Raw genomic sequence first — 26,904 nt, 5'->3', positions numbered from 1 at the left:
AAAATCAGACTGACAGCGTCGCGATCGTGCCGCAGCCCACGGCCGCTACCTCACCGTCACATAATCCGGATAGCGTGCGCAGATATCGTCGATCTGGCTCAGCGTTCCTGACAGATGCTCGCGCAGTGCCGCCTGCGCGCCAGTGACATCCTGTTGGGCAATGGCGTCCAGTATGCGTTGATGATCGCGCAGGATGCGGTCGGCTTTACCGGCCTCGGGCAGATGCAGGCGGCGCAGGCGATCGACGTGGCCGCTATAGCGTTGCTCCAGTTCCCACAAAGCCCCTACGCCGGCGGCGCGGTGCATATCCTGATGAAACGCCTGGTCAGCGGCCATGAAAGCGGGATATCGTTCAGCGACACGATTGGCATGCTGGACGTCGATGTGGGCCTGCAGTTGCTCGATCAACGCAGGATCCTCGCGGCTCGCGAGGACACGTACGATCTCCAGCTCCAGGGACAGCCGTAAGAAATGGGCCTGCCGGGCGGCGGCAATGTCGATACGGCTGACGGCGGTGGTGTGCTGCGGATAAATATCCACCAGCCCCTCATCGCGCAATTGACTGAGCGCATCACGAATCGGCGTCTGACTCAGCCCGAACGCCTCTGCCAGTTCGACGCGCGCCAGCGGTGCGCCCGGCTTTAGCTCCATCGACACAATGAGTTCGCGCAGCTTTTCGAACACCTGCGGCGCCGCATGGCGGGAACGGTCCAGGCGCAGATCGATGGGCGGCGTTGACGATTGGGTCATAGGCGAAAAAAGGGAAAGATGGCCGGATTGTACCGGCCAGGGGATTCATTGACGCACTAATATATTAGTGTTTTAATCGCCCAAACAGCAAGGGAGACTCCACTCATGACCCGCTCTTACGAAGACCTGCGCAGTGCGCGCTGGATGGCGCACGATGATCTGCGCTCGTTCGGTCACCGCTCGCGCATGATGCAGATGGGCTATGGCCCGCAGGATTGGGCCGGTCGCCCGATCATCGCCATCGTCAATACCTGGTCGGACCTGAACCCCTGTCACAGCCATTTCAAGCAGCGCGTCGACGACGTCAAGCGCGGCATTTTTCAGGCGGGTGGCTTCCCGGTCGAGCTGCCGGCGATTTCCGTATCGGAATCGTTCGTCAAGCCGACCACCATGCTGTATCGCAATTTTCTGGCGATGGAAACCGAGGAACTGCTGCGCAGCCACCCGGTAGACGGCGCCGTGCTGATGGGCGGCTGCGATAAATCCACCCCTGGCCTGCTGATGGGCGCCTTCAGCGCCAACCTGCCCTGTGTCTATCTGCCGGCCGGCCCGATGCTGCGCGGCAACTGGAAAGGCAAGATCCTGGGCTCCGGTTCCGATGCCTGGAAACTGTGGGATGAACGCCGTGCCGGCAACATCACCAAAGAGGATTGGACCGAGGTCGAGGGCGGTATCGCGCGCAGCTACGGTACCTGCATGACCATGGGCACGGCCAGCACGATGACGGCGATTGCCGAATCGATCGGCATGACCTTGCCCGGCGCCTCGTCGATCCCCGCCGCCGACGTGAACCACATGCGCATGTCCGCCGAGTGCGGCCGCCGCGTGGTGGAAATGGTTTGGGAAGACCAGACTCCGCAGAAAATCCTGTCGGTGGCGTCATTCAAGAACGCCATCAACGTGGCCATGGCCATGGGGTGCTCGACCAACGCGATCGTGCACTTGGTCGCCATGTCGCGCCGCGCAGGCTGCGCGGTAGGCCTGGACGATTTTGACGCCGCCAGCCGCAAGGTCCCGGTGATCGCCAACATCCGTCCCAGCGGCGACAAATATTTGATGGAAGACTTCTACTACGCTGGCGGCCTGCCCGGCCTGATGACGCGACTGGCCAAAGACCATCTGGATCTGTCCGCCATGACGGTCTCTGGCCGCACGCTGGGTGAAAACCTGGAAGGTGCCGGCGTCTATAACGACGACGTGATTCGCCCGCTGGATAACGCCATCTATGACGAAGGCGCGCTCGCCGTCCTGAAAGGCAATCTGGCCCCCGATGGCTGCGTGATCAAGCCCAGCGCCTGCGCCCCGCAATTCCTGCAGCACACGGGCCCGGCCTTGGTATTCGACGACTACCCCAGCATGAAGGCCGCCGTGGACGACGAGAATCTGGACGTTACCGCCGACCACATCATGATCCTGCGCAACGCCGGCCCGCAAGGCGGCCCGGGCATGCCGGAATGGGGCATGCTGCCGATCCCGACCAAGCTCGTCAAACAGGGCGTGCGCGACATGCTGCGTCTGTCCGATGCCCGCATGAGCGGCACCAGCTATGGCGCGTGTATTCTGCATGCGGCGCCGGAATCCTACATCGGCGGTCCGTTGGCCCTGGTGCGCACAGGCGACCTGATCACAGTGGACGTGCCGAACCGCACGATTCATTTGAACATCAGCGATGAGGAAATGGCGGCTCGCCGTGCAGCCTGGACACCCCCGCCCAAACGCTACGAGCGTGGCTACGGCTGGATGTATTCCAAGCACATCCTGCAAGCCAATGAAGGCTGCGATTTTGATTTCCTGGAAACGAGCTTTGGCGAACCGGTGCCCGAGCCCAGTATTTTCTGATTTTGCCTGCGCCTGCTGTTGAGGTCTGTCGGTTCCATCGCAACGGCCTCACAGCTCTCGCGCCCTACCTTATAAGCCTGACCTGATAACTATAGAGACATCAATGACCACCCTATCCGATACCACCCGCAGCATCCTGCAGGGCGTCAGCACCGCCACCTTGTGCACCGCACTTTTCAAGCGCGGCCTGCGCAATCAATTCATCCAGGACGTGCGTCCCTTGAACCCAACGCTGCCCAACATGGTCGGCCCGGCCTTCACGCTGCGCTACATCCCCGCGCGCGAAGACCTGAACACCATCAAAGTATTTGAAGACCGCGGCCATCCGCAACGCGTGGCCGTGGAAACCTGCCCCGAAGGCGCAGTGATGGTGATCGATAGCCGCAAAGACGCGCGCGCCGCCTCGGCAGGCTCTATCCTGGTGACGCGCCTGATGAAACGCGGCGTGGCCGGTGTCGTGACCGATGGCGGTTTCCGCGATTCGCCGGAGATCGCCAATCTGGAGATCCCGGCCTATCACAACCGTCCTTCCGCCCCGACGAACCTGACGCTGCACCAAGCCCTGGATATCAATGCGCCGATCGGCTGCGGCGACGTGGCCGTGTTCCCCGGTGACATCGTGGTCGGTGACGGCGAAGGGGTGGTCATCATCCCTGCGGACATCGCCGACGACATCGCCCGGGAAGCCCATGAAATGACGGCGTTCGAGGACTTCGTCACCAGCGAAGTCCAAGGCGGCCGCAGCATCCTGGGCCTGTACCCGCCCACCGATCCGCAAACCCGCGAACAATTCGCCGCCTGGCGCGCGAAAAACGGACGTTAAAACCCGTCATTGGCCTGCTGATTGTCGAGATTGCGATGACGACCAGCAGGCCGCAGCAAGGCCCCGTCGATGCCCTGTCCGCAGCAGTAACAATAAAAGCCTCACGCCACGCCCGTCCCGTATTCCCAAGGGACCCGGCACAGGCAGCGACAAGCAGCAGCACTGACCTCGTAAGCACGCAGTATCCCCGCCGAACACTCGGCCAGTGCCTGCCGTTCCCTCGGCGGCACGCACGCTCGCCCCATCAAACCATACGGAGACAACCAACCATGAACCTCATCCGACGCCGTCATCTGGTGCTGACACTGGCCGCGGCCGCCCTGGCAACTTGTGGGCTGCCCACGCAAGCCGCGGATTGGCCGACCGAGAAACCGATTTCGTATGTCGTGCCCTTTACCGTAGGCGGCTCCACTGATGTGGTGGGCCGCCTCTTGGCGCAGAAACTGGCCGAACGCTTGAAACAGAACGTGGTCGTGGAAAACAAACCCGGTGCGGCAGGCGGTATCGGTGCGAGCTATGTCGCCAAGGCCATTCCCGACGGTTACACCCTGTTCGGCGGCACCATCAGCACGCACGCCATCAACGCCAGCCTGTACAAGAACCTGCGCTACGATCCGGTCAAAGACTTCGAGCCGGTATCGCTGGTCGCCACGTTGCCCAACGTGTTGCTGGTGGATCCCAACCTGGGTGTGGATTCCGTTGCAGACCTGATCGCGCTGCTCAAACGCGATCCGACCAAGCGGACCTTTGCCTCGTCCGGACAGGGCACATCGACCCATTTGGCCGGTGAACTGTTCGCAGACACGATCGACGTACCTCTCACCCATGTGCCCTATAAGGGCACCCCACCCGCCATGGTGGATGTGTCCTCAGGCGCGGTGACTTTCATGTTCGACCAGATGACGGCCGCCCTGCCCTTGCTGCAGAACGGCAAACTCAAACTGCTGGCCGTGACTACACCCAAACGCATCGCGCTGGCCCCTGATACGCCCACCATGGAAGAAGCCGGGGTAAAAGGATTCCAGATGGCATCATGGCAGGCGGTGTACGCCCCCAAAGGCACGCCAAAGCCTATCGTCGACCGCCTGTCCCAGGAAATCGCCGCCATTCTGAAAGAACCCGATGTCCAGGAGAAACTGGGTAAAACGATGGGGATGGAACTGGTAGGCAGCACCCCGGAAGCCCTGCGCGATCTGATGGCGACGGAAATCCCGCGCTGGGCGGAAGTGGTCAAAAAATCAGGCGCCAGTGTCGATTAACGCGACGCTCACGCCCAGCCCTCAAGCCGCGGCCCTGGCCCCTGGGAAATACATCCGGGGGTTATAGGCCGCCAGCCCCGCTGCTCGGCCTCACCAGCGGCTGTTGAAAAAAAGTCACGCAGTTTGTCGATCTGGATGTCTATCATTCGTCGTAGGGATAGAACCCTGCCAGTCCGGCAGGGGCACCTTTCAGGAGCCCGCCATGGCCACTGTCAAACCCATTCCCGAAGACATGCATACCGTGACCCCTCACCTGATTTGCGAGGGGGCAGCCGAAGCCATCGCCTTTTACGTCAAGGCTTTCAATGCGGTCGAACTGGCCCGCCTGCCAAGCCCCGACGGCAGGATCATGCACGCGATGGTGCAAATCGGAGACTCCAAAATCATGCTGGCCGATGCGTTTTCCGAGTGCGGCGCCATGAGCCCCAAAGGGCTGAAGGACTCGCCGGTGTATCTGCATATCTATGTCGAAGACGTCGATGCCGCCATGGCGCAAGCCGAAGCCGCTGGCGCAAAAATCACCATGCCGGCGACGGATATGTTCTGGGGGGATCGCTATGGACAGCTCACCGATCCAGTTGGACACCGCTGGTCTATGGCAACGCATAAACAGGATCTGTCCCCTGAGCAGATCCAGGAGGCCATGCGCGCGGCATTTTCTGCGGATGGGCAGTGCAAGCCTGCATCCTGATCTGCCACTGACTCGAACACGCGCTACAGGCTGACGCCTACAAGCCTCCCGGCACAAAGGGGAAATACTGCACGTCCCCTTTGTGCGCGATGATGGCCGTAGCCTCGGGGACTTCCTGCCAGACGCCGGGCAGTTCGGTCAAAGGCTCGGACAGCAACATGTAGGTGTCGTCCCCTAATGCAGCGATGCGAGGCTCGTCGGGATAGAGCTGTTTCAGATGACGCACATCGTTGTTGTGAAACAGCGTGCGAGAGTTGGCCTCGCTCGAATAACGCACGGCGATCAGGCGCTCTCCGTCCAGCGCGCAGATGGTCATGTTCAAAGGATGCGCCACACCGTGCCGGTGGCCGGCGTCTTCCACCGTGGCAGCCATGCGTTCCAACGCGGGCAGCGGGTCGGTTTCCAGACCGAACGTCAACGCCAGCAAGAACATGACCTCGGAATCCGTCGATCCCTCCAACGAAAGAAAGTAGCGCGGGTCCACCTGCATCAGCAGCTCGCGCCGCAACACGGGATAATCCCTGATCGATCCATTGTGCACAAACAGCCAACGGTCATGGCGAAATGGATGACAGTTGGTTTCTTGTGCGGGCGTATCTGTTGCGGCACGAATATGCGCGACAAATAAGGGTGCCCTGATCGCCCGCGCGGCCTCGCGCAGATTGCGATCGTTCCAGGCCGGGTGAATACTGCGATAGCGAAATGGCGCCTCGTCGGGATCGGGGCCATACCAACCCACGCCAAAGCCATCCCCGTTCGTCGTGGTCGCCCCCAGACGCGAATGCAGGCTCTGATCGATCAGCGAATGCTGCGCCTTGAAAATCACCAGATCCAGCTGCAAGGGATTACCGGAATACGCCATCCAGCGGCACATAGCCATGCTCCTGCGGGTTGCTCGTGGGGCAGTTATAGCAGCAAAACCGGTTCAGTCCTGTGGCAGGAACTCCGGATTCCAGACGACTTCCCACAGATGGCCATCCGGGTCTTGAAAATAGCCTGCATATCCGCCCCAAAACGTATCACCTGCGGCCTTGACGATCTGAGCACCCGCCTCGCGGGCCTGCTGCATGACCAGGTCGACTTCGGCCTTGTCGGCAACGTTATGGGCCAACGAAAACTCTGTCGCGCTGCGAGGTCCCTGTGGAACCTGCGTGTCGTGCGCCAGGCTGGCACGAGGCCATAGCGCCAATTTCAGACCGGGCTGCATATCAAAAAACGCGACGGCGCCGTGTTCGAATTCCGTGCCGATAATGCCCGGCGTCTCGAGTCCCAGACCATCGCGATAAAACTGTATCGCACGATCCAGATCGTCCACGCCCAAAGTGATAAAGCTCACGCGAGGTTTCATTCCTACTCCTGAAATGTGCTGGCCGGCACAACGCGGCAACGCGCATCGATCGATGTAAGGGCCTTTCCGTCACGCCACGCGCGTAACCCCTGCCGGAGAGCATTTGCCCATGCCCTCCTATTTAATCACTCATTCAGCTCTGAGGAGTAACATCAACGCGTTTCCCTTCCTCACCCGGAGCCCTCTCTTGAAATATCGCAAACTTGGCCGTACCGATACCGAAGTCAGCCTGATTGGCCTGGGCACCATGACCTGGGGCGAGCAAAACAGCGAAGCCGAAGCGCACGAACAACTGGACTACGCGCTATCGCGCGGCGTCAATCTCGTAGACACCGCCGAGATGTATCCCGTGCCGCCCAAGCCCGAAACCCAGGGCCGCACTGAAACCTATATCGGCACGTGGCTGGCCAAAACGAAACGCCGTCAGGACATCGTATTAGCCAGCAAGGCGGCGGGGCCGGTGCGCGATCCGAAACGCCCCGGACACATCCGCAACGGCAAGACCAACCTGGATCGCAAGAACCTGACCGAGGCCCTGGACGCCAGCCTGAAACGCCTGCAGACGGACTATCTGGATCTGTATCAACTGCACTGGCCTGATCGCACGACGGCGACGTTCGGCCGCGACTATCCGTGGATCGACGACGATTACACTGTGCCGGTTCAAGAAACACTGGAAGTCCTGCAGGATTTCGTACGCGCGGGCAAAGTCCGTCACATCGGCGTATCGAACGAAACGCCGTGGGGCGTCGCACAGTTTCTAAAGCATGCCGAGAACCAGGGCTTGCCTCGCATCGCCACGATTCAGAACCCATACAGCCTGCTCAATCGCACCTACGAAACCGGCCTGTCCGAATTCAGTCATCTGGAACAAGTCAGCCTGCTGGCCTATTCACCGTTGGCAATGGGCGTGCTCTCAGGCAAATACCTGAATGGCGCGCAGCCCGAAGGCGCCCGGCTCACACTGTTCACGCGTTTTACGCGCTACAGCAATCCGCAGGCCGAAGCAGCGACCGAGCAATACGTGAAGCTGGCGCGTGATCACGGCCTGTCGCCCACGCATCTGGCGCTGGCCTGGGTGAACCAGCAACGCTCTGTCGCCAGCAATCTGATCGGTGCGACGACACTCGAGCAGCTCAAGGAAAACATCGACAGCGTTGATGTGACGCTGTCCGACGACGTCCTCAAAGCCATCGATGCGATTCACACACAGCACCCTAATCCTGCGCCGTAAATCAATCGGGGAGCATGGTCGGGTTATCGTGGTGATATCGGATGCCGTCTGGATTGGATTGTCAGAGGTTGGTGTGCTTGTCTACGAGAAACCGTCGCTCGAGAAATCTTCTGTTCATCCCCGATGCCACAGCCTTCGCATGCCAATCACGAACGCGATGCATGGACGCGCCCGTAGGCGCCCATGCATCGCAGCCCTGCAAGATCTTCATCCTTGCCAAAGCCAGTTCCCACGAAGCCTACGAAGACCAGCCGTGCCAGCGACGGAGGGAATCAGAGATGTTGCGAGTCGAGGCGGGGCAGTGACCGTGTTGGCGCGCCTCGGAGTCGCGCGAGCGGAAGTCGTAGGTAGGCCCGTAGGGGCCGGACGAGACGAGCGATGCGGCAGTCGGACGCGCAGGCGGCCGACCGACTCCGTGAAGCGCCAACACGGTCACTGCCCCGCCTCGACGTCCAATAGCACTCAGCCCCCTCCCCCACGCAACGCGAAACTCACCCCTACCTCAGGCCAACAATCGATCCGCCAGCTGTCCAAAATCGTCAGCCACTACATCCCAGTCCTGCTCAGCCACCAGATCCTTCTTTTGATCCGGCCCGTGCTCGGTCGACCGGCGCACGAATGCCGTTTTCAAACCGCATTGACGCGCCGCAGCCAGATCGTTATTGTGCGCGGCGACCAGGCACATCTGATCGGGCGCCAGGCCCAGCACATCAGCGGTGCGCAGATAGGCTTGGGGCGTAGGCTTGTAGGCCTGCGCGACCTCTGCGCCCAGAATCGCATCCCATGGCAGGCCAGCGCGTTTTGCCATGTCCAGCATCAGCCGGATATTGCCGTTCGATAGCGGTGCAATGATGTAGCGTGTTTTCAGGCGCGTCAGGCCCGCTACCGAATCGGGCCATGGGTCCAGGCAATGCCAGGCGAGATTCAACGCGTCCAACTCTGCGGGCGGAATCTCGTCGGGATTCACGCCCAATTCGCGCAGCGCCTTTTCCAGATTCTCACGATGCAGCACATCCAGACGGACAAACGGCCGCTGACCACTGCGCACGGCCTCCATGGAGGGTGAGTACTGGCGGCGCCACGCATCTGCCAGCGCGAGGGGTTGTATCCGCCCTTGCCCATACTTCGCCAAGAACGGTTCGGCCTCGCGCGCAACACCATTGCGCCAATCCACGACCGTGCCAAAAACGTCAAACACCAATGCTTGAACCTTGTCCCATACCATGATGTGCCGCCTCCTTTGAGTTACGTTTTCAAACGATACCCCGTCAGGAATATCCATCGCACTGCGATCAAACAGACGATCAGGAACACCACCGTCATCCCCAGGCTGATGGATACGCTGACATCCGATACACCGTAAAAACTCCAGCGGAAACCGCTGACGAGATAAACGACGGGATTGAATAGGCTCAAGGTCTGCCAAATAGGCGGCAGCATGTTGATGGAATAAAACGTGCCGCCCAGGAACGTCAGCGGCGTGATGATCATCAGCGGGATAATCTGCAGTTTTTCAAATCCGTCGGCCCAGATACCTATGATGAAACCAAACAGGCTGAAGGTCACTGATGTCAGAATCAGAAAACCTATCATCCAGAATGGATGCTGAATGTGGAACTCGACAAACAAACGCGCCACCGCCAACGTGATCAGTCCCAAGATGACGGACTTGCTCGCGGCGGCACCCACGTAGCCGATCACGATCTCGATGTAGGAAATCGGCGCAGAGTGGATTTCATAGATCGTGCCGGAAAAACGCGGCATATAGATGCCGAATGACGCGTTGGCCACGCTCTGTGTCAGCAGAGACAACATGATCATGCCGGGCACGATAAACGCCCCGTAGCTGACGCCCTCGATCTCGACCATATGCGAGCCGATGGCCGAGCCGAACACGACGAAGTACAGCGCAGTGGATACCACGGGCGATGCCACACTCTGCATCAGCGTGCGGCGCGCGCGGGCCATTTCAAATAAATAGATGGCTCGAATAGCATAGAAATTCATTATTTACCTCGAATAAGCTCGGCATTCATGGGCGATGCGAGAAACGCCTGCGTCAGGCGTTCACCAGGCTCACAAAGATGTCCTCCAGCGAGCTTTCGGATGAGCTCAGATCTGTGAATTCGATTCCAGACTCATCCAATTGGCGCAGCAAGCGGGCGATCTCTCCGCCTTCGTGCTGATTGTCGTAGGTGTAGACCAGTTGATAGCCATCGGCGACGAGATCCAGGCCGTAGGCTGCAAGCGCCGCGGGAACGGACGGCAACGTGTTTTTCAGCGTCAAGGTCAATTGCCGCTTGCCCAGCTTTTTCATCAGCTTTTGTGTTTCTTCGACCACGATGATTTCGCCCTTGCGGATCACGCCGACACGATCGGCCATTTCCTGGGCTTCTTCAATGTAGTGCGTGGTCAGGATGATGGTGACGCCGTTCTCGCGCAGGCGCCGCACCATGTCCCACATGCCTCGGCGCAGTTCCACGTCGACACCGGCCGTCGGCTCATCCAGAAACAGGATATCGGGCTCGTGCGATAGCGCTTTGGCGATCATCACGCGACGCTTCATGCCGCCTGACAAGGCCATGATGCGCGTATCCTTTTTTTCCCACAGAGAAAGATCGCGCAGGATCTTTTCGATGTAGTCGGGATTGGCCGGCTTGCCGAACAGGCCACGGCTGAAGGTCACCGTATTCCAGACGTTTTCAAACGCGTCAGTGGAAATCTCCTGCGGCACGAGCCCGATGCGCGCACGCGCCGCACGATAGTCGGTCACGATGTCGTGGCCATCGGCCAGTACACGTCCCTGCCCCGGCGTCACGATGCCGCACAGGATGCTGATCAGCGTGGTCTTGCCCGCGCCATTGGGCCCTAACAAGGCAAAAATCTCGCCCCGCTGGATGTCCAGATTGATGCTTTTCAAGGCCTGATGCCCTGACGCGTAGGTCTTGGATAGGCCTTGTACGGAAATGACGGGTTGCACGCGGACCTCTATGTGGCGTTTGACCCGGTCATTTTACGTGTTCAATTTCCGCGCGTCGTTCCATAAAAATGGGAACATTGTTCCGCCAAACTGACTAATCACCCGCTATCAAGCAACGATAGCGGGGTCCACTACGGCCTGACGAGGACGCAAACAGCCGTCCTCGCCCGGTCATGCCACGATAGTCTAGGAAGCCGGCTACCCTTCGCACCGAAGGGGAGCGCCGCCGCCTCAGAGCACAGCCCGTTGCGCTTTCAATGCGGCAATCTGCTCGGACGACAGCTCCAACTCCGCCAACACATCGTCGGCATGCTGGCTAAAGGCAGGTGCCGCAAACGGCGCAGGACCCGGCGTGCGGCCATATTTGATCGGATTCGCAAACCCGCGGTAATTCCCTACCACCGGATGCTCGTAGTTCGCCACCATGCCCTCGGCCTGCACCTGCGGAAAATCGAACATGTCTTCGATAGTACGGGCGGCCGCACACGGCACTTCTTCGCCGAACAGGGCCTCCCATTCGAACGCGCTGCGCGCCTGCAAGGCCTCGTGCAGGCGAGGCACGATCTCATCGCGGTGCTCGGCGCGTTTACGCACCGAGTCATAGCGCGGGTTTGCCGCCAATTCGTCCAGGCCGGTTTTCGCGCACAATGCCGCCCAGAAATGCGGCGTGTTTGCCGAGATATACAGATAGCCTTCGCGTGTAGGATGCAGGCCGGTGATGCCGCCCGAGCGCATGTCGCGCCCGACTTCGCGGGGTTCGCCTTCTGCCCAGATCATGCGGGCGGACTGCATGGTCAAGGCACTGCGCAACAACGATACGCCCACGTATTGTCCACGTCCGCTGCGTTCACGCTCGTACAAAGCAGACGAAACACCGGAGGCCACCAACGCCGCCGCGTAATAATCCACGACAGAGCCGTACAGAATCTCGGGTGGGCCGTCGGCCTTGCCTTGCATTGCGCACATACCGGTCATGGTTTGCAGGACCTGATCGTAGCCTGCCTTGTCTTTCAATGGCCCGGCGTCTCCATAGCCCGTCACCGCGCAATAGATCAGGCGCGGATTGATTTCCTGCAATTGTTCGTAGGCAATGCCCAATCGAGCCGGCACGCTGGGACGAAAGTTATGCACCAGAACATCGGCGCGGCTGGCCAGATCGCGCAGGATCTGTTGAGCCTCGGGCTGTTTCAGATCCAGCGCCAGGCCCCGTTTGCTGCGGTTGACGCCTAGAAATGCGCGGCTCTCGGATTCGAGCGAAGACGGATACTTACGCAGGTTGTCGCCAACGGGGGGCTCGATTTTGACGACATCGGCGCCTTGGTCAGCCAGCAGCGAGCAGCCATAGGGGCCTGCGATATACGCGCTGAGGTCGAGTACGCGAACACCATGCAATGGGCCTTGGCCCTGTGGCGTCAAGGAATCGGGGGTAGATAAAGTCATTACGCTGTCTCGTAGCTATCGCCAATCACAACGGCAGCAAGCCCGAACGCTTTGCCGTTTCCACAATCGCCTCGGCACGTCGCACAAAGGGCGGATCGATCATTTTTCCATCGACCACATAGGCGCCGACACCTCGGGCATCAGCATCGCGCGCGGCCTCGACCACGCGTACAGCATGGGCGATTTCCTCGTCGCTCGGGCGGAACGCCGCATTCGCCAAGGCGACCTGACTGGGATGAATGCAGCTTTTGCCTAAAAATCCCAAACGACGCGCCAACTCGGCCTCGGCCTGAAAACCCTCGGCGTCGCGAATGTCGGCAAAGGCGGAGTCATAGGCAAACACGCCCGCCTCGCCGGCAGCCAACCGCAGCGTAAACATGGCCTGCTTGACCGCGCTGGGCTCGCGCCGCGCAATCCCCAGCGGCTCGAACAGATCGCCCAAGCCCAGTTGCAGGCCCGCCACGCGCGGATCGGCGGCGGCCAGATCGGCCGCACAACGCAACGCGCGCGGCGATTCAATATTGAGCAGCAGACGGATCGGCTGTGTCACACCATTGGCGCTTTCGGCCTCGGCCAGCACGCGTGCGGCTTCGCGGATTTGCTCCACGTCCTCGGCCTTGGGCAGGTTCAGCATCTGCAGTCCCGGACGCGCCACGGCCCGCACATCCGCCAAAAAGTACGGCGTATCCATGGCATTGACCCGCACGATCAGCGTTTTTTCCGTGGCCTGCGCCTCGGGCGAGGCGAGCCATTGCGCCAACTGCTGGCGGGCCTCGTCTTTGCGATCGGCCGCGACCGAGTCCTCCAGGTCAAACGACAAGGAGTCCGCCTGCCCCGCCAAGGCTTTGGCGTATAACTCGGGCCGCGAGGCCGGGACGAAAAGTTTGCTTCTCATTCATTGCTCCGAGAAACCACGGCATCCATGCCGGGGAAGAAAGGGGCGCAGCCGCCGGGCGTCCAGAACGGCCCTTGCTATAACAGAGCTCGAATCCAGCACCTAGGCCATGCAGCCACTGATGTAGTGGTGTAGCACGCTGGGCGTCACGCCGAGCCCAGGCCCAAATACTAGGCCAGTAGACTGATGATATAAAGTGAGGAATCCTAATCCGCCAAGTGAGTTTTTCTCATGAAAATCGAAGCCTTTCGCACGCTGGGCGCTGTGTTGCGTGGCGGCAGTTTTGCGGCAGCGGCGGCGGACATGAACCTGTCTCCCAGCGCGGTCAGTCTGCAGATGAAGCAGATGGAGGAATATTTTGGCCAACCGCTGTTTGACCGCTCTGCCCTGCAGGCGCGGCCCAATGCGTTTGCCGAAGAGGTCGACGAGGTATTGCGCGAAACGTTCGCCAAGCTGGACGCACTGCGCCGCCGCAGTTCGCCGACCGTATCGGGTACGGTGCGGCTGGGTATCATCGAGCCGCTGCAGGTCACACTCCTGCCCCCGATGCTGCGTTGGGTGCGAGAGCATTATCCCCAACTGGATGTGCGTCTAGTACGCGGGCGCGTTGTCGAACTCGTAGAGAAACTCAAAACCGGCGAGTTGGACGCGGCGGTCGTGACCCAACCCGAATCGGGCGGCTCACGCCGGCTGGCCTGGACCCCCCTATTCCGGGAACCTCTGGTCGCCATTGCGCCGCCAGACTCCACTGAAGATTCGCTGAGTGAGCTGCTGCATCAACACGAATGGATCCGCTTTGACAAAACCACGATCGGCGGCGGGTTGGCGGCGCGCTATGTCGCCCGGCACGCTCCCCACGCGCGCTGCCGGCTGGAGCTGCAGTCCCTGGCCGCGTTGACCGCACTGGTGTCCGAAGGACTGGGGGTCTCTGTTCTGCCGGACCCCGGGGCGCAGGTATATGCCGTGCATCCGGTCCGCGTGCTGTCTCTAGGGAAACAGGGGCCGGCAAGGCAGATGGCATTCGTCTGTCGGCAATCCGATCAGGAAAACCGCTTGGTGCAGGCATTGCTATCGGGCGCCAAGGCGGCGCATGCGCGACGCATGGGTCTCACGTAAGTATCTGAGCTTCGCTTCAGCAACTAATTCATCTCCAGTCGCCGTCGCGATCCTCTGCGAATAGCCCAGTCGCTGGCGCCAGCGACTGGCTGCACTGGCACAGAGGCTCTTACATTGGCATTGGCACTGCGCAGACGCTCAACCAGAATGCTTGCTGCGCCAGTACGGGCCATCAAAGCCGGCACATAATTGGTCAAATATATTTTGCGTAGCATTGCCGGGCCGCGACATTTTGCCGGCTGTGTCGATACGCAAACTCGAACGCTGGAACTCGACGCGCTCGCCCTCCGGCCGTTTTGCATTGCGAATCACGTTGACGAATTGAATCTCGCCATCGTGGTCTTCGACATTCAGCTCCAACCAAAGATCCGGCCGGCTCATCGTGGACAAGCTGTAGTACAGCACGTTGATCAGCGGCACATAGCGCTGCGCTCTCATGGGAGCACAATCGACGCGGTAGTCACGCACAATGCGCTCTGCATGGGCGCTCTGAAAATGAATGCGCGAGCCGTATTTCGCAGCGAGCTCGGCAGCGAAAGCATCAGGATCGCTGTCCTCTTTCACCTGCAGTTCGAGCCAATCGCAACTGGCTTTCTTCAGATAGAAATAGTGGCTGCGAGGAATGCCGTCTGCGCCTTGCGTCATGACGATCGCGCCACCGCCGTTCAAAATCACCTTGGCATGCGCGCGCGTATCCGTATCGTTCAGGCGCGTTGGAATGCCTTGCGGAAAGGTCTCACAAGAGGTGTCGCTCGCCCCGGCTCGATAAACGGGATTGCTGTAGAACGCGTCCAACGCATCGGCCTGTACACTGCCTGCCGCCAATAGCGCCATCGCCGACAGCACCGCACTGCTAATTCTCATCCATACTCCCAGGCGCACCGCTGGTCACCACGAGCGGCATTCGGCAATGCTTTTGAAAGCAGCACGCCAGCATGGGATTAAACACTAAAAAAAACCACGCTGCGCCTTCGGCTTGCTGGCCCCCGAGGGGGCGTTTTTGCCTTGGGGCGGCCCGGCGGCAAAAAAAACGGGATGCCCGCAGGCATCCCTAACCACCCTACTACAGCAAACTAAAACTCAGACGATCCGTATCCGATCAAGCCGCACGCGCCTGCGCCGCGGGCTCGTCATGATGGAACTGCGCCTCTTCGGTCGAGCCGGTCAGCGCCGTGGTGGACGACTTGCCGCTCTCGATGGTCTGCGTGACCGCATCGAAATAGCCCGTGCCGACTTCGCGTTGATGCTTGACGGCGGTAAAGCCCAGGTCGGCAGCGGCGAATTCCTTTTGCTGCAGCTCCACGAAGGCGCTCATCTGGCGACGGGCATAGCCATGTGCCAACTCGAACATGCCGTAATTCAGGGCGTGGAAACCGGCCAGCGTGATGAATTGGAACTTGTAGCCCATGGCGCCGAGCTCGCGCTGGAACTTGGCCACCGTCGCGTCGTCCAGGTTCTTTTTCCAGTTGAACGAAGGCGAGCAGTTATAGGCCAGCAGCTTGCCCGGGAATTGACGATGCACGGCCTCGGCAAATTTACGGGCGTATTCCAGATTCGGCGTCGAGGTTTCGCACCAGATCAGATCCGCGTACGGCGCATAGGCCAAACCGCGCGAGATGGCTTGATCGATACCGGCCTTGGTGCGGAAAAAGCCCTCCACCGTGCGCTCGCCAGTGATGAACGGACGATCGTTTTCGTCCACGTCACTCGTCACCAGATCGGCGGCATCCGCGTCCGTACGGGCCAGCACCACGGTCGGGGTGCCCATGACGTCGGCAGCCAGACGAGCCGACACCAGCTTGGACACGGCCTCACGGGTGGGCACCAAAACCTTGCCACCCATATGGCCGCATTTCTTTACCGATGCCAATTGATCCTCGAAGTGCACGCCAGCAGCGCCCGCATCGATCATGGCTTTCATCAGTTCAAATGCGTTGAGCACGCCGCCAAACCCAGCCTCGGCATCGGCCACGATCGGAGCAAAATAGTCGATGTAGCCCTCGTCGCCGGGGTTTTTGCCTTCCATCCATTGGATCTGATCACAACGCGACAAGGCGTTGTTGATACGGCGAACCACTTGCGGCACCGAGTTGACGGGATACAGCGATTGATCGGGATACATCTCACCCGCCAAGTTCGCGTCACCGGCGACCTGCCAGCCAGACAGATAGATGGCCTTCAGACCGGCCTTGACCTGTTGCATGGCCTGGTTACCCGTCATCGCACCCAGCGAGTTCACAAAGGGCTCGCTATGCAGGAGTTCCCACAAACGGGTCGCGCCGCGATGGGCCAGCGTATGTGCTACCGGCACAGAGCCGCGCAGACGGATGACGTCTTCGGCGCTATAGCTGCGCTTGATGCCCTGCCACCGGGTGTTTTCCGCCCAGTCTTTCTGCAGATTACGGATTTCGGTTTCGCGATTGCTCATGACATGCTCCTGAAAAAACAAAAGGCACAAAGAGAAGAAACACAGAGAAAAACTTGAATTCAGTAGCAGGCACCAGGGTTAACCGAACGAAGAACCGGAGACTCAAACTGGGAGTGATTCCACCGGTATTGCGTCAGATCATTCAGCGCCGCGTTGGATAAAAGTCTATGCCTATGTTGCGGAGCAAGGCGCGATTAAATCTTATACAAGACTAAAAATATTTTTCTTTTAAATCATATAGTTAAAACTTTAATTTTGTATTGTGAAACGACTTTGCCATCTATGAAATGGACTATCGTTGCTGTGCAGCAGCCACTTTCATATGGCGCAGCTTGCTTTTCACCATATGAAAAAACAGGCTTTCCGAAGGGCCTAAAATGCAGGTTCCGAACGTTGTCTTCAACGTAGCTCCTGATCGCTGCTCCATGTCTCTAGCCAATGCCCCGCTGGGCCATCATGTCGACTACCCGTCGCAATACGACGCCAGCCTGCTCTTTCCTATTGCGCGCTCGCACAATCGCGCCAGCCTGAATCTGTCCGCAACGCTGCCCTTTGCCGGCGTGGATATCTGGAATGCCTATGAGCTCTCGTGGCTGGATCGCAAGGGCAAACCTCAGATCGGTATGGCCACATTCACCGTGCCCGCCGACAGCCCGAACATCATCGAATCCAAATCGTTCAAGCTGTATTTGAATTCGTTCAACCAAACCCGCCTGGATAGCGCACAGCAATTGCGAGATCACCTGGTGCGCGATCTATCTGCCGCAGCGGGCGGCGATGTCGGCGTGGATTTGATCCTGCCTGAACGCTTCGCCGCGCTGACCATCAGCGAACTCGAGGGCGAGAATCTGGATGCGCTGGATATCGAGATTGACGCCTATACGCCAGATGCTGCGCTCTTGCGCTGCGCCGACGGTCCCGCTGTGTCCGAAACATTGACCTCGCGCCTGTTGAAATCCAACTGCCCTGTCACCGGTCAGCCCGATTGGGCCAGCGTCCAAATCCGTTACCGTGGCCAGCCGCTGGATCGCGCCGCGCTACTGCGCTATATCGTGTCGTTTCGCAATCATGCGGAGTTTCACGAACATTGTGTGGAACGGATTTTCACCGACATCATGACCGCTTGCTGTCCCGAACAATTGACGGTGTATGCGCGCTATACGCGGCGCGGAGGACTGGATATCAATCCGTGGCGCAGTAATACGGGGGAGTCTGCACCTCGGGATGTGCGGATGGCCCGGCAGTAGCGGGCGTATTTGCCAAGCTGTTCTGGTGGGTGTCTAGGGGGGTGGATGGGATATGAGTGCTATTGGACGTCGAGGCGGGGCAGTGACCGTGTTGGCGCTTCACGTGGCCGGTCGGCCGCCTGCGCGGCCGACAGCGCTTCGTTCACCTCGTCCGCGCCTTCGCGCTCCCTACGGTATCCACTCGCTCGGCCACGAGGCGCGCCAACACGGTCACTGCCCCGCCTCGACTCGCAGCGTCTCTGATTCCCTCCGTCGCTGGCACGGCTGGTCTTCGTAGGCTTCGTAGGAACTGTCTTTTACAAGGATGAAGATCTTGCAGGGCTGCTATGCATGGGCGCCTACGGGCGCGCCTATGCATAGCGTTCGTGATTGGCATGCGAAGGCTGTGGCATCGGGGATGAACAGAAGATCTCTCGAGCTACGATTTTGTTATACCTGAGCTGAGCTACGCATCATCTTCGCATGCATCAACTCTAGCCAAGCAGATCTTCCAACCTGGCACCACACCACCCCGCCGCATGCCCGGACCGATCGCCATTTTCGGGGGTGCAGGGCCCCCGAAAATGGCAGCCCTGCAAGATCTTCCTCTTTGCCAAAAGTGCTACAAAAAAACGCCAAGCAAGAGGCTGGTGCCAGCGATGTGATGAGCTTGAGTGACTGCGAGTCGAGCCGAGGCAATCGGGCCGTGAGGGCGCCTCAAAGCCGAGTGGAGCGGACACCGTAGGGAGCGCGAAGGCGCGGACGAGGTGAGCGAACACGGTGTCCGGCGCCCGCGCGCCGGACCGGCTTTGTGAAGCCCTCACGGCCCGATTGCCTCGGCTCGACGTCCATAAGCACACAAACTCCCTCCACACCGAAACCACTGACGAAATCCACGCATCATGGATACACCTCCAGCTCTGGCGGTTCATACGCCCGTATCGGCGGCACCGGCCCATCGTAGCGCTCGAGTTGCACAGCCGTCAGTTGCCCCGTGCACCCTTGCGCCAATGAAGACGTGCCGACGTCTCGCGTCAGCATATTGGGATTGCCGTGCACACACATCGGGCGCTCGGCCGCCGGATCCAGCGGATCGAACCACGCTCCCGTCGGCAATTGCACCACCCCCGGCATGATGCTATCGGTGACATACGCGGCCGCCAAACAAGCGCCACGCGCGTTAAACAAACGCACGATATCGCCGTCAGCGATCAGGCGGCTCTGGGCGTCAGTCGGATGCACTCGGCACACTTCGCGGCCATGGCGCTTGGATGATGCGCTATGCAGGCCAAAATCCAATTGGCTATGCAATCGGGTCGCGGGCTGGTTCGCCACCAGATAAAGCGGATGCTCATTATCAGGAGCGTCCGTAGGCTCGATCCAGGCCGGATATCCAGGGCAGTCACGGTAACCAAACGACGCCACGATCGGCGAGCTGATCTGGACCTTGCCGCTAGGCGTAGGCAGAGGATGCCGATCCGGATCCTCGCGAAACGCACGCAGCATTCCACCATCATCCGGCGACTGCGGCAAAACCAACTCACCGCGCTGCCAGAAGGCATCAAAATCCGGAGCATCCTCGCCGCGTTCGGCCAATGCGGCACGCGTCGTTTCATAGATATGGCGCAGCCACTCACGGCTGCTGCGTCCTTCTGTAAAAGCCTCGCGCCGCCCGAGCCGTTCTGCCAGATCGGCAAAAATCTCGTAATCATCCCGAGCCTGCCCCACCGGCGGTGCGATACGGTGCATCGCCACCATCAACGGATCCGTGGGTGTAGCGCCAATATCCTCGCGTTCCAGCGTCATCGTGCAGGGCAAGACAATATCGGCATGCCGAGCCGTCGCGGTCCAGACGCATTCGTGCACGATGAACGTGTCGAGCGTGCGGAACGCCTCGCGCAGACGCGTCAGATCCTGGTGATGATGAAATGGGTTCCCGCCGGCCCAATACGCCAGGCGCACATGGGGATATCTCAAACGCTGACCGTTGTAGTCGAACGTCTCGCCGGGATGAAGCAGCATATCGGCAATACGCGCCACCGGGATATAGGCGTCTACGCTATTACGCCCCTGGGGGAACGCTGCAATCGGTACGGCATTGTTGCGCTTGCCGTAATGCGCCAGCGTACCCAGAGCGTAGTTGTATCCCCCTCCTGGCACGCCCAGCTGACCCAGCGCCGCAGCCAACACCACCCCTAGCCAGACGGGTTGCTCACCATGCTCGGCACGCTGCAGGGAATGAGACACCACCACCAGCACCCGCTTGGATGCCAGCGAGCGGGCCAACGCAATGATGTCGGTCTCGACGAGACCCGTCACGCGTGCGGCCCAGGCGGCATCCTTGGGCTGACCATCGATCTGCCCCGATAGATATGCCTCAAAATTTTCCCAACCGTCGCAATAACGCGCGAGAAACTCGCGATCATGCAGATCCTCGCGAACCAATACGTGCAACAGCCCCAGCATCAACGCCGTATCCGTTCCCGGCCGCACAGGGAGCCAACGGGCCTGCGCCTCCTCGGGCAAATCCTCACGCAATGGACTGACGCAAATAAAACGGCAGCCGCGGCGTGCAGCGCGGCCCATCGCCTCGCGTTCAATGTGGCGACTGATCCCGCCGCTGGCCACCTGGGTATTGCGTACAGCCATGCCGCCGAATGCCAACACGACCTCGGTATGCTCGACGATCTGCTCCCACGTCACATTGCGGCGGGCGACAGCATCCAGCGGCCCCAATACGTGCGGCATGATGACCGCCGATGCACCGGCACTATAGTTATTGACGGAACGGACATAACCGCCCAGCGCCGTATTCAGGAATCGATGCACTTGGCTTTGTGCATGATGGAACCGCCCGGCGCTGGACCAACCGTACGAGCCCCCAAAAATACTTTCCAACCCATACACGTCGCGCTGGCGTTGCAACTCGCGTGCGACCAGATCCAACGCCTCGTCCCACGACACCTGCACGAATGTGTCGTTGCCGCGTGCACGATCCGCACCTGGTCCTCGCGTCAACCATCCCCGCCGCACCATGGGCGCCGTGACTCTGGCCGGATGACGCAATGCGTTGGTGAAGTTATTGATCAGCGGACTAGGATCCGGATCGTCCGGATGCGGACGCACCTTGACATGACGGCCATCGAAGCTCGCATAAAAGGTTCCCCAGTGAGAACTATGTGAGCCTTCGCCAGCACCATGAGCAACGAAAGAACGGGAACGAGGAGCAGACGCCATGACGCGATGTACCTGAAAAGAAAGACAAGCCAGCCCATCGGACTGGCTTTGCAGCGCATCTATTCTGCACGCATGTCAGCTTGTTGAACCAATTTTCCCCATTTTGCGCGCTCCGTTGCCATCAACTGGCCAAACCCGTCGGGCGTGCTCGAAGTCGCCTCCATGCCCCCGGCAGCAAGCCGATCACGGACGTCGGATTGAGCCATGACCTCGACCAATGCCTCGTTGAGCTGCTTGATGATCGGCGCCGGTGTGCCCGCGGGAGCCACAATACCGTACCAATTCATCAGATCGTAACCCGGGACACCCGCCTCGGCCATCGTCGGCGTTTGGGGAAATAGCGGCGAGCGTTTCGATGTCGTGACGGCCAGCAGGCGCAGTTTGCCCGAGTCGATCATCCCCTTGGCTGTGGGGTCGCAGAAGGTCAACGGCACCAACCCCGCCATCACATCAGTCAAGGCAGGCGTCGTGCCCTTGTACGGCACGTGCATCATCTTCAGACCCGCCATCATCTTGAACTGCTCGCCGGCGATCTGCCCAATGGTTGCCACACCACCCGAGGCATAATTGATTTGCGCATCCGTTTTTTTTGCCGCGTCGATCAGGTCCTGAACGGTTTTATAAGGCGTATTGGGCGAGACCACGAGCAGATTCGGCATCGTCACCAATGTGCTGATCGGCGCAAAATCCTTGCTGGGGTCGTAATTCAATTTACGCATGTTCGGCCAGATGGTGAACGAACCCGGCGTGGCGATGTACAAGGTATAGCCATCCGGCGCGGACTTGGCGACATACTCGGTTGCCGTCAGGCCCCCTGCGCCGGGACGATTTTCTACGATCACGTTGGCCGACAATTTAGCCGCCAGCCCCGGCGCCACAGAGCGCGCCAGCACATCCGCCCCGCCGCCGGGCGGAAACCCGACAACGATGCGTACAGGACGGCCTTCGGCCGGAAAACCCGCTGCCTGCACGCTAGGAGCAACAGCAGCAAATGCGGTTGATACGATGGTTGCGGCCAGCATCATGCGGCCAGTGATAGTCACCAGGCTATTCATTGGAAATTCCCCTTGATATATAGAACTGGCGCAATGTCGTGGATCGCGCCTGACTTGCACCTGTCAGTGCCAGGATGGGACGGGTGTTGTCCCCTCTCGCCACTCCCAGGCTACAAATGCGAGACGCTCGCCAGTGTGCACGACAGGATCCGATCGCAAGCCGATCAGGATGCCTTCGCGTGGCATGGGCGCCACCGGTGTCACGGTGCCATCGAGCGCGATGACATCGCCCAGGGATTCCCCTCGGGATACGCGGTCGCCCGCGCAGAAACGCGGGACAAAGAGGCCGCCTTCGTCTGCCGTGATCCAGCCGCGCTGCGACACCAACCTCAACGACGGTGCAGAATCTGCTGGTGCCGGTGCGCCGGGCAGAATCCCCATGCTGCGTGCAAGCGTACGAAAACCGACCTCGGCGCGTTCGATATTGTCAGGCTGATAGCGATTGCCCGCCCCCAATTCCAGCATGAAGGCACAGATTCCGGCGTTCAGGCACTGATAATCCAGCGCACCGGCAATGTTGCCGGGCAGCTCGCCCTTGCCGCTGACATCTTGACGGCAGGCCAATGTAGGAAAGAACGGCGCCATCGCTGCGAGCAGGTCGTCTTCTTTGACCTGGTCGTTAGGCGGCGTTTTGTACACGGCGTAGGGACGCGAATCGAACAGCGGATTCATCGTGTGCAGATTGATCAGAACGTCTGCTACACCACATATTTCCTGCATCAGCACGTGTGCAACTCGTTCGGTAATCATGCCGTCGGCCTTGCCTGGATACGTTTGATCCAGATCCAGCTCATCGTACGGATTGCGTTTGCGGCGTGCGTCCAGCGCCTGGGGATTGCCCGTGGGCGTCACGACGAGATTGCCCGACATGGCCGATGGGTCCAGGCTGTTGGCAAAGCGCAATGCCGCTACCATGCCGTTGATTTCGTCACCATGCACCTGCCCATGCAGCCACAACGTGCGTCCTGGACGCGCGCCTCGCACGGCGATATAAGGCAGAGATACCTCTACGCCGGAAGCCATGGACCCGACCCGCAACTTGCCACTGCGGCGTGCGCCGCCTTCGCTATTTGCCAACCACTGACCAATGCTGCTCACGCTTTGCTCCTTGAAATTCCGTAGGTGGATCGCTCGCGATTGAAGGTGTCAAACGCTTGCCCGAGGTCCGCAATCAAATCGTCAGGGCTTTCCAGACCGATATGCAGACGCACAATGCAACCGTGCCCTGACCAATCGGTCACGCTGCGCGCGCTGGGCAAATCCGCGGACGTCACCAGGCTTTCGTAGCCGCCCCATGAGGCGCCCAGCCCGAACAGTTCCAGACTATCGATCCATTGATCTGCGGCGGCGCGTGTCACCAGCGGCTGAAACTCGAACGACAGCAGGCCGTTCGTGCCCGTGCAATCGCGTTTCCAGATGTCATGTCCCGGGTGTTCGGGCAATGCCGGACAAAACACCGAGCGGACCTCAGGACAGCTTTGCAGATAGCTCGCCACCCGCAATGCATGTTGCTCGTGCATGGCCAGGCGCGCGGCCAGGCTGCGAATGCCACGCAAGACCAGATAGGCATCGTCGGGACTCACCGTCATGCCGAATGCATCACTACGCGCCGACAACGCGGGCCATGCTGCCTCGGTGGTCGCGACCGTCCCCATCATCACGTCGGAATGGCCGCTGAGATACTTGGTCGCCGCCATGACAGATACATCAGCGCCCAATGCCAGAGGGCGATACTGACAGCCCGAGCCCCACGTGTTGTCGCAAACCAGCAGCGCATCATGACGATGCGCAATATCGGCCAGCCTCGGCAAGTCACACATCTCGTAGACCAATGAGCCGGGACATTCAGCATAAATCATGCGCGTTGCCGGTTCGATTTTGTCCTCGACATCCGAGCCGTCAGCCGCAAAGAACGTGCAACGGATCTGGTAAGGCGCCAAAAAAGATTCGGCCAATTTACGCGCAGGCTCATACACTGCGTCCGACATCAATAGATGGTCTCCGGGCTTGAGATACGCGAGCAGCGTCATCGCGATGGCGGCAAGACCGGTGGGAAACAGCTTGGTGCGATAAGCGCCCTCGAGTTCGCTCACCGCGTCTTCCAGCGCGAAGCCCGTCGGATTGCCTCGCGCACCATAGGTGAATACACGTTCCCCCGAGCGTCGCGCACGCATGTCCCGCTGCTGAGCGACATTGTCAAACACGACGGTGCTGGCACGCACCACGGGAGGGTTGACGGGTGATCCTCCTTCATAAACGGGCGTTTTTCCCGTGTGCACCATGCGTGTCTGTAATTGCCGTTGCGACATGATGTCTTTCCTGTGCGTAGCGAGATGAAGACAGATATGGATCAGGCATCGGCCTGAAACGATGGCAAGCGAAACTCGGCCTTCTCGAATTCATCGAGTTGCGCGATGAGGTTGATTTCCCATTCCAGATACTGGCGTGCCGCAGCCTTGTTGCCGCTGTGCCGGTCATGGACAAAGAACAAGTAATCAATGCACTCGCCATCCGCGGGTGACTGCGGGCTGGACTGTACGGGCAAGCCCGCGTCGACCCAGGCCTGCAATCCGCCCGCTAACACGTTTACCGACATGCCGAGCCCATCCAGCTCTGTCGCTGCGCAGGCAGCAACACCAGGTTCGTCGGCCACCAGCACGACAGGCGCGTCGATGCCTTGCAGATCGGTCACAAGACGCGGCCGTATCGACCAACGCGATCCGGGAATGTGCGCCTGGCGAAAACGCATGCTGGCGCCCACATCGATGACCATGGGAGGTGCAGGCTGACGCAATTGTTCTGCTAGCGTTGCCGCGTCGATCAACGAGGGTTGAGGCATGCCGGGTGAAGCAGGCGCTGCCAATGTCAAACCGCTCGCCAGTCCACCGTCCAATACATACACATCGTGTCCCAACTGGCGCAGCCAACTGGCGACAACCGGTGCTCGCACGCCATCATCGTCAAACAAAACCAATCGTGCGCGACGTACACCGATGTACTGATCAGTGGCCTGGATCAGTTGACCGCCAGGCGTGTGCACAGCACCAGGCAAGGTGCCGGCTGCGTACTCTTCGGGCGTGCGGACATCGCACAAGAAAAGCGATCGCTGCGCATCCTCATCCCAGCGCTGTACGGTCGACGTATCAACGGTCGGCACCTCATAACGTTTCGCCAGTTCCTGGACGGACCGTCTGATAGCCGGCAGATCATCGCTCGGCTCGCCATAACGCCGGCTCGCGCCATGGTCCAGAACCAGATCGTCCAACATCCAGCCCTGCGTACCGCTTTGCAACGCGGACACGCGGTTGGGTAGACCCAGGTTGATCAAGGTCTGCGCGCCGATGATGCTGCGCGTGCGGCCGGCACAATTGATCACGATATGCGTTCTGGCGTTCGGCACGATACGCTGCACGCGATAGGCCAACTCACCGTTCGGACAACTCGTCGCGGTCGGGATCGACATCTTGCGATATTCCGCATACGGCCGGCCGTCCAGTACGACAACATCCTCGCCCGACTGCAACATGGCATTCAACTCGGTGGCAGTCACATGCGGCGTCTCGTAGATCTGCTCGACCAACTCGCCAAAGGCCTTGGATGGCACGTTCACGCCGGCAAACAAGATATAGCCCGCGGCTTGCCAAGCCGCTGTTCCTCCGTCGAGGATGTGCACGTTGGAATAACCCAGTTCGGTCAGTCGTTGCGCCGCAGCCTGGGCTACGCCGTGTCCATCATCATCGTAGACCACCGTGCGCACTTGTTTGCGCGGCGCCAGGCGCTGCACGTCCAGTTCCAATCGGCTGTACGGCAATGTGATGCCATAGAACAAGTGAGACTCACCATATTGCCCATGCTCTCGTACATCAAAAAGCGCAATCTCAGCGCCGTCATGCAACCAGGACTTCAGGGTTTGCGCGTTAATTAAATGCATGTTCCGCAACGAAAAGATGAATGAATGAAAACCAGCTGTGATCAGCGGCGCGTCTGTACGCCGATCGACATCGTTTCGCACGTCCCGTTTTCCAGGTCATAGCCCGTCCGCTGGGTCAACGTTTCCAACGCACGTCCGTACAGATGCAAATGACGGATGACCTGCCCCGGCAGAATCTCCACCGAATGAATGTCCTCGGGCATCAACGCGATTCCCGTTCCAGGCTCGACCATGACCTGGCCAGACTCTCGCAACTGGGCACGGCCCGGCACGCTGCCATCGTCCAGGCGCTCATAGACCCGATTGAGCTCGACGCCCTCGACGGCGCTGATACAAGCCCAGGTCGTATGGTTGTGCGGCACGATGCGTTTACCCGGCCGCATGACATTGAGGTACAGGGCATAACTCTGGTCAGGTTCTTCGGAAATCAGATAGCGCGCCTGCAACTCGCCATCTTGCGGTGCAGCAAACGCCTGTTCACTCCACAATTCCCTGCGTGCGGCTAATCGATTCAGTTGCACCAGGATGGCGTCGAGGCCAGCTCGACTGAGTTCGCCCGCTTCTGCGATCTGCTTGACTTGCTCAATGGCGCTCTGTACCGCCTGGGTACGCTCTGCCGATACGCTCATGCTTTCACCCTTTGAAAAGTTTC

General features: G+C 59.9%; 22 protein-coding genes and 1 pseudogene. 7 read left to right on the top strand and 16 right to left on the bottom strand.

The genetic code is table 11. The annotated features are described in order from the left end of the window. Window positions 1-45 precede the first annotated feature (45 nt). The gene (locus ACYVIT_RS10495) at window positions 46-750 is read right to left on the bottom strand and encodes a GntR family transcriptional regulator (protein WP_415808019.1); all 705 of its coding nucleotides are present in this window, start codon (window positions 748-750) and stop codon (window positions 46-48) included. A 105-nt stretch (window positions 751-855) separates the two neighbouring features. On the opposite strand from ACYVIT_RS10495, the gene araD reads away from it, so the two are divergent. The 4 genes from araD to ACYVIT_RS10475 all read left to right on the top strand — a co-directional run bounded on the left by araD (window position 856) and on the right by ACYVIT_RS10475 (window position 5,362). Beyond that, on the top strand, window positions 856-2,589 hold the full coding sequence (gene araD / locus ACYVIT_RS10490; RefSeq protein ID WP_415808020.1) for an L-arabinonate dehydratase: 1,734 nt from the start codon (window positions 856-858) through the stop codon (window positions 2,587-2,589). Between the two features lie 103 nt (window positions 2,590-2,692). Beyond that, a complete protein-coding gene (locus ACYVIT_RS10485; RefSeq protein ID WP_415808021.1) occupies window positions 2,693-3,412 on the top strand; it encodes a ribonuclease activity regulator RraA in 720 nt (239 codons plus the stop codon). Window positions 3,413-3,681: 269 nt separating this feature from the next. After that, complete coding sequence (locus tag ACYVIT_RS10480) at window positions 3,682-4,671, top strand: Bug family tripartite tricarboxylate transporter substrate binding protein (RefSeq protein ID WP_415808022.1); 990 nt, start codon at window positions 3,682-3,684, stop codon at window positions 4,669-4,671. Window positions 4,672-4,873: 202 nt separating this feature from the next. Next, window positions 4,874-5,362, top strand: a complete 489-nt coding sequence (locus ACYVIT_RS10475; protein WP_415808023.1) for a VOC family protein — start codon at window positions 4,874-4,876, stop codon at window positions 5,360-5,362. Between the two features lie 37 nt (window positions 5,363-5,399). Here the strand turns inward: ACYVIT_RS10475 and ACYVIT_RS10470 are convergent, their stop codons facing one another. Further along, window positions 5,400-6,236 (bottom strand): class II glutamine amidotransferase, encoded by an 837-nt coding sequence (locus ACYVIT_RS10470; RefSeq protein WP_415808024.1) that lies wholly within the window; start codon window positions 6,234-6,236, stop codon window positions 5,400-5,402. Window positions 6,237-6,287: 51 nt separating this feature from the next. Then, on the bottom strand, window positions 6,288-6,710 hold the full coding sequence (locus tag ACYVIT_RS10465; protein WP_415808025.1) for a VOC family protein: 423 nt from the start codon (window positions 6,708-6,710) through the stop codon (window positions 6,288-6,290). Between the two features lie 187 nt (window positions 6,711-6,897). Between ACYVIT_RS10465 and ACYVIT_RS10460 the strand changes: the two genes are divergently transcribed. Then, window positions 6,898-7,944 (top strand): NADP(H)-dependent aldo-keto reductase, encoded by a 1,047-nt coding sequence (locus ACYVIT_RS10460; protein ID WP_415808026.1) that lies wholly within the window; start codon window positions 6,898-6,900, stop codon window positions 7,942-7,944. A 502-nt stretch (window positions 7,945-8,446) separates the two neighbouring features. Here the strand turns inward: ACYVIT_RS10460 and ACYVIT_RS10455 are convergent. From ACYVIT_RS10455 to ACYVIT_RS10435, 5 genes and pseudogenes are all read right to left on the bottom strand, one after another. Continuing rightward, window positions 8,447-9,154, bottom strand: a pseudogene (locus ACYVIT_RS10455) (haloacid dehalogenase type II); the annotation flags it as partial. Window positions 9,155-9,189: 35 nt separating this feature from the next. Continuing rightward, window positions 9,190-9,951 (bottom strand): ABC transporter permease, encoded by a 762-nt coding sequence (locus tag ACYVIT_RS10450; RefSeq protein WP_415809027.1) that lies wholly within the window; start codon window positions 9,949-9,951, stop codon window positions 9,190-9,192. 52 nt (window positions 9,952-10,003) lie between these two features. Then, window positions 10,004-10,924: an ABC transporter ATP-binding protein gene (locus ACYVIT_RS10445; protein ID WP_415809026.1), complete on the bottom strand. Its 921-nt coding sequence runs from the start codon at window positions 10,922-10,924 to the stop codon at window positions 10,004-10,006. Between the two features lie 231 nt (window positions 10,925-11,155). After that, window positions 11,156-12,364: a CaiB/BaiF CoA transferase family protein gene (locus ACYVIT_RS10440; protein ID WP_415809025.1), complete on the bottom strand. Its 1,209-nt coding sequence runs from the start codon at window positions 12,362-12,364 to the stop codon at window positions 11,156-11,158. A 25-nt stretch (window positions 12,365-12,389) separates the two neighbouring features. After that, entirely contained in the window at window positions 12,390-13,259 is an 870-nt protein-coding gene (locus ACYVIT_RS10435) for an HpcH/HpaI aldolase/citrate lyase family protein (RefSeq protein ID WP_415809024.1), read from the bottom strand. A gap of 231 nt (window positions 13,260-13,490) precedes the next feature. On the opposite strand from ACYVIT_RS10435, the gene ACYVIT_RS10430 reads away from it, so the two are divergent. Beyond that, a complete protein-coding gene (locus ACYVIT_RS10430; RefSeq protein WP_415809023.1) occupies window positions 13,491-14,375 on the top strand; it encodes a LysR family transcriptional regulator in 885 nt (294 codons plus the stop codon). A 138-nt stretch (window positions 14,376-14,513) separates the two neighbouring features. Here ACYVIT_RS10430 and ACYVIT_RS10425 read toward each other — a convergent pair whose 3' ends face one another. Together ACYVIT_RS10425 and aceA are read right to left on the bottom strand one after the other, a co-directional pair. Continuing rightward, a complete protein-coding gene (locus tag ACYVIT_RS10425) occupies window positions 14,514-15,239 on the bottom strand; it encodes a hypothetical protein (protein ID WP_415809022.1) in 726 nt (241 codons plus the stop codon). 235 nt (window positions 15,240-15,474) lie between these two features. Then, window positions 15,475-16,803: an isocitrate lyase gene (gene aceA, locus ACYVIT_RS10420; protein WP_415809021.1), complete on the bottom strand. Its 1,329-nt coding sequence runs from the start codon at window positions 16,801-16,803 to the stop codon at window positions 15,475-15,477. 425 nt (window positions 16,804-17,228) lie between these two features. On the opposite strand from aceA, the gene queF reads away from it, so the two are divergent. Next, window positions 17,229-18,050 (top strand): NADPH-dependent 7-cyano-7-deazaguanine reductase QueF, encoded by an 822-nt coding sequence (gene queF / locus ACYVIT_RS10415; protein ID WP_415809020.1) that lies wholly within the window; start codon window positions 17,229-17,231, stop codon window positions 18,048-18,050. An 879-nt stretch (window positions 18,051-18,929) separates the two neighbouring features. On the opposite strand, the gene ACYVIT_RS10410 is transcribed toward queF, so the two are convergent. The 6 genes from ACYVIT_RS10410 to ACYVIT_RS10385 form a co-directional block, all read right to left on the bottom strand. Further along, a complete protein-coding gene (locus ACYVIT_RS10410; protein WP_415805656.1) occupies window positions 18,930-21,266 on the bottom strand; it encodes a molybdopterin guanine dinucleotide-containing S/N-oxide reductase in 2,337 nt (778 codons plus the stop codon). Between the two features lie 59 nt (window positions 21,267-21,325). Then, window positions 21,326-22,321 carry a tripartite tricarboxylate transporter substrate binding protein gene (locus ACYVIT_RS10405; protein ID WP_415805655.1) on the bottom strand — a complete coding sequence of 332 codons (996 nt, stop codon included), beginning with the start codon at window positions 22,319-22,321 and terminating at the stop codon, window positions 21,326-21,328. 63 nt (window positions 22,322-22,384) lie between these two features. Next, window positions 22,385-23,419, bottom strand: coding sequence for a M14 family metallopeptidase (locus ACYVIT_RS10400; protein WP_415805654.1), 1,035 nt, complete (start codon window positions 23,417-23,419; stop codon window positions 22,385-22,387). After that, window positions 23,416-24,630 carry a cystathionine beta-lyase gene (gene metC / locus ACYVIT_RS10395; RefSeq protein WP_415805653.1) on the bottom strand — a complete coding sequence of 405 codons (1,215 nt, stop codon included), beginning with the start codon at window positions 24,628-24,630 and terminating at the stop codon, window positions 23,416-23,418. Before metC ends, ACYVIT_RS10400 begins: the two co-directional genes overlap by 4 nt. 41 nt (window positions 24,631-24,671) lie before the next feature. Next, entirely contained in the window at window positions 24,672-26,252 is a 1,581-nt protein-coding gene (locus tag ACYVIT_RS10390; RefSeq protein ID WP_415805652.1) for a rhodanese-like domain-containing protein, read from the bottom strand. A gap of 41 nt (window positions 26,253-26,293) precedes the next feature. Continuing rightward, the gene (locus tag ACYVIT_RS10385) at window positions 26,294-26,881 is read right to left on the bottom strand and encodes a cysteine dioxygenase family protein (RefSeq protein WP_415805651.1); all 588 of its coding nucleotides are present in this window, start codon (window positions 26,879-26,881) and stop codon (window positions 26,294-26,296) included. Between the last annotated feature and the right edge of the window lie 23 nt (window positions 26,882-26,904).

The organism is Bordetella muralis, from assembly GCF_054781015.1.
The sequence above is the reverse complement of the archived record's forward strand: the minus strand, read 5'-3'. Positions and strand labels throughout refer to the sequence as shown.

Coding starts and splice junctions, on each gene's coding strand:
- ACYVIT_RS10470 (WP_415808024.1), bottom strand. CDS start 6,236: ATGTGCCGCTGGATGGCGTATTCCGGTAATCCCTTGCAGCTGGATCTG.
- metC (WP_415805653.1), bottom strand. CDS start 24,630: ATGTCGCAACGGCAATTACAGACACGCATGGTGCACACGGGAAAAACG.
- ACYVIT_RS10475 (WP_415808023.1), top strand. CDS start 4,874: ATGGCCACTGTCAAACCCATTCCCGAAGACATGCATACCGTGACCCCT.
- ACYVIT_RS10495 (WP_415808019.1), bottom strand. CDS start 750: ATGACCCAATCGTCAACGCCGCCCATCGATCTGCGCCTGGACCGTTCC.
- ACYVIT_RS10450 (WP_415809027.1), bottom strand. CDS start 9,951: ATGAATTTCTATGCTATTCGAGCCATCTATTTATTTGAAATGGCCCGC.
- araD (WP_415808020.1), top strand. CDS start 856: ATGACCCGCTCTTACGAAGACCTGCGCAGTGCGCGCTGGATGGCGCAC.
- queF (WP_415809020.1), top strand. CDS start 17,229: ATGTCTCTAGCCAATGCCCCGCTGGGCCATCATGTCGACTACCCGTCG.
- ACYVIT_RS10405 (WP_415805655.1), bottom strand. CDS start 22,321: ATGAATAGCCTGGTGACTATCACTGGCCGCATGATGCTGGCCGCAACC.
- ACYVIT_RS10480 (WP_415808022.1), top strand. CDS start 3,682: ATGAACCTCATCCGACGCCGTCATCTGGTGCTGACACTGGCCGCGGCC.
- ACYVIT_RS10430 (WP_415809023.1), top strand. CDS start 13,491: ATGAAAATCGAAGCCTTTCGCACGCTGGGCGCTGTGTTGCGTGGCGGC.
- ACYVIT_RS10435 (WP_415809024.1), bottom strand. CDS start 13,259: ATGAGAAGCAAACTTTTCGTCCCGGCCTCGCGGCCCGAGTTATACGCC.
- aceA (WP_415809021.1), bottom strand. CDS start 16,803: ATGAGCAATCGCGAAACCGAAATCCGTAATCTGCAGAAAGACTGGGCG.
- ACYVIT_RS10465 (WP_415808025.1), bottom strand. CDS start 6,710: ATGAAACCTCGCGTGAGCTTTATCACTTTGGGCGTGGACGATCTGGAT.
- ACYVIT_RS10410 (WP_415805656.1), bottom strand. CDS start 21,266: ATGGCGTCTGCTCCTCGTTCCCGTTCTTTCGTTGCTCATGGTGCTGGC.
- ACYVIT_RS10385 (WP_415805651.1), bottom strand. CDS start 26,881: ATGAGCGTATCGGCAGAGCGTACCCAGGCGGTACAGAGCGCCATTGAG.
- ACYVIT_RS10425 (WP_415809022.1), bottom strand. CDS start 15,239: ATGAGAATTAGCAGTGCGGTGCTGTCGGCGATGGCGCTATTGGCGGCA.
- ACYVIT_RS10390 (WP_415805652.1), bottom strand. CDS start 26,252: ATGCATTTAATTAACGCGCAAACCCTGAAGTCCTGGTTGCATGACGGC.
- ACYVIT_RS10440 (WP_415809025.1), bottom strand. CDS start 12,364: ATGACTTTATCTACCCCCGATTCCTTGACGCCACAGGGCCAAGGCCCA.
- ACYVIT_RS10485 (WP_415808021.1), top strand. CDS start 2,693: ATGACCACCCTATCCGATACCACCCGCAGCATCCTGCAGGGCGTCAGC.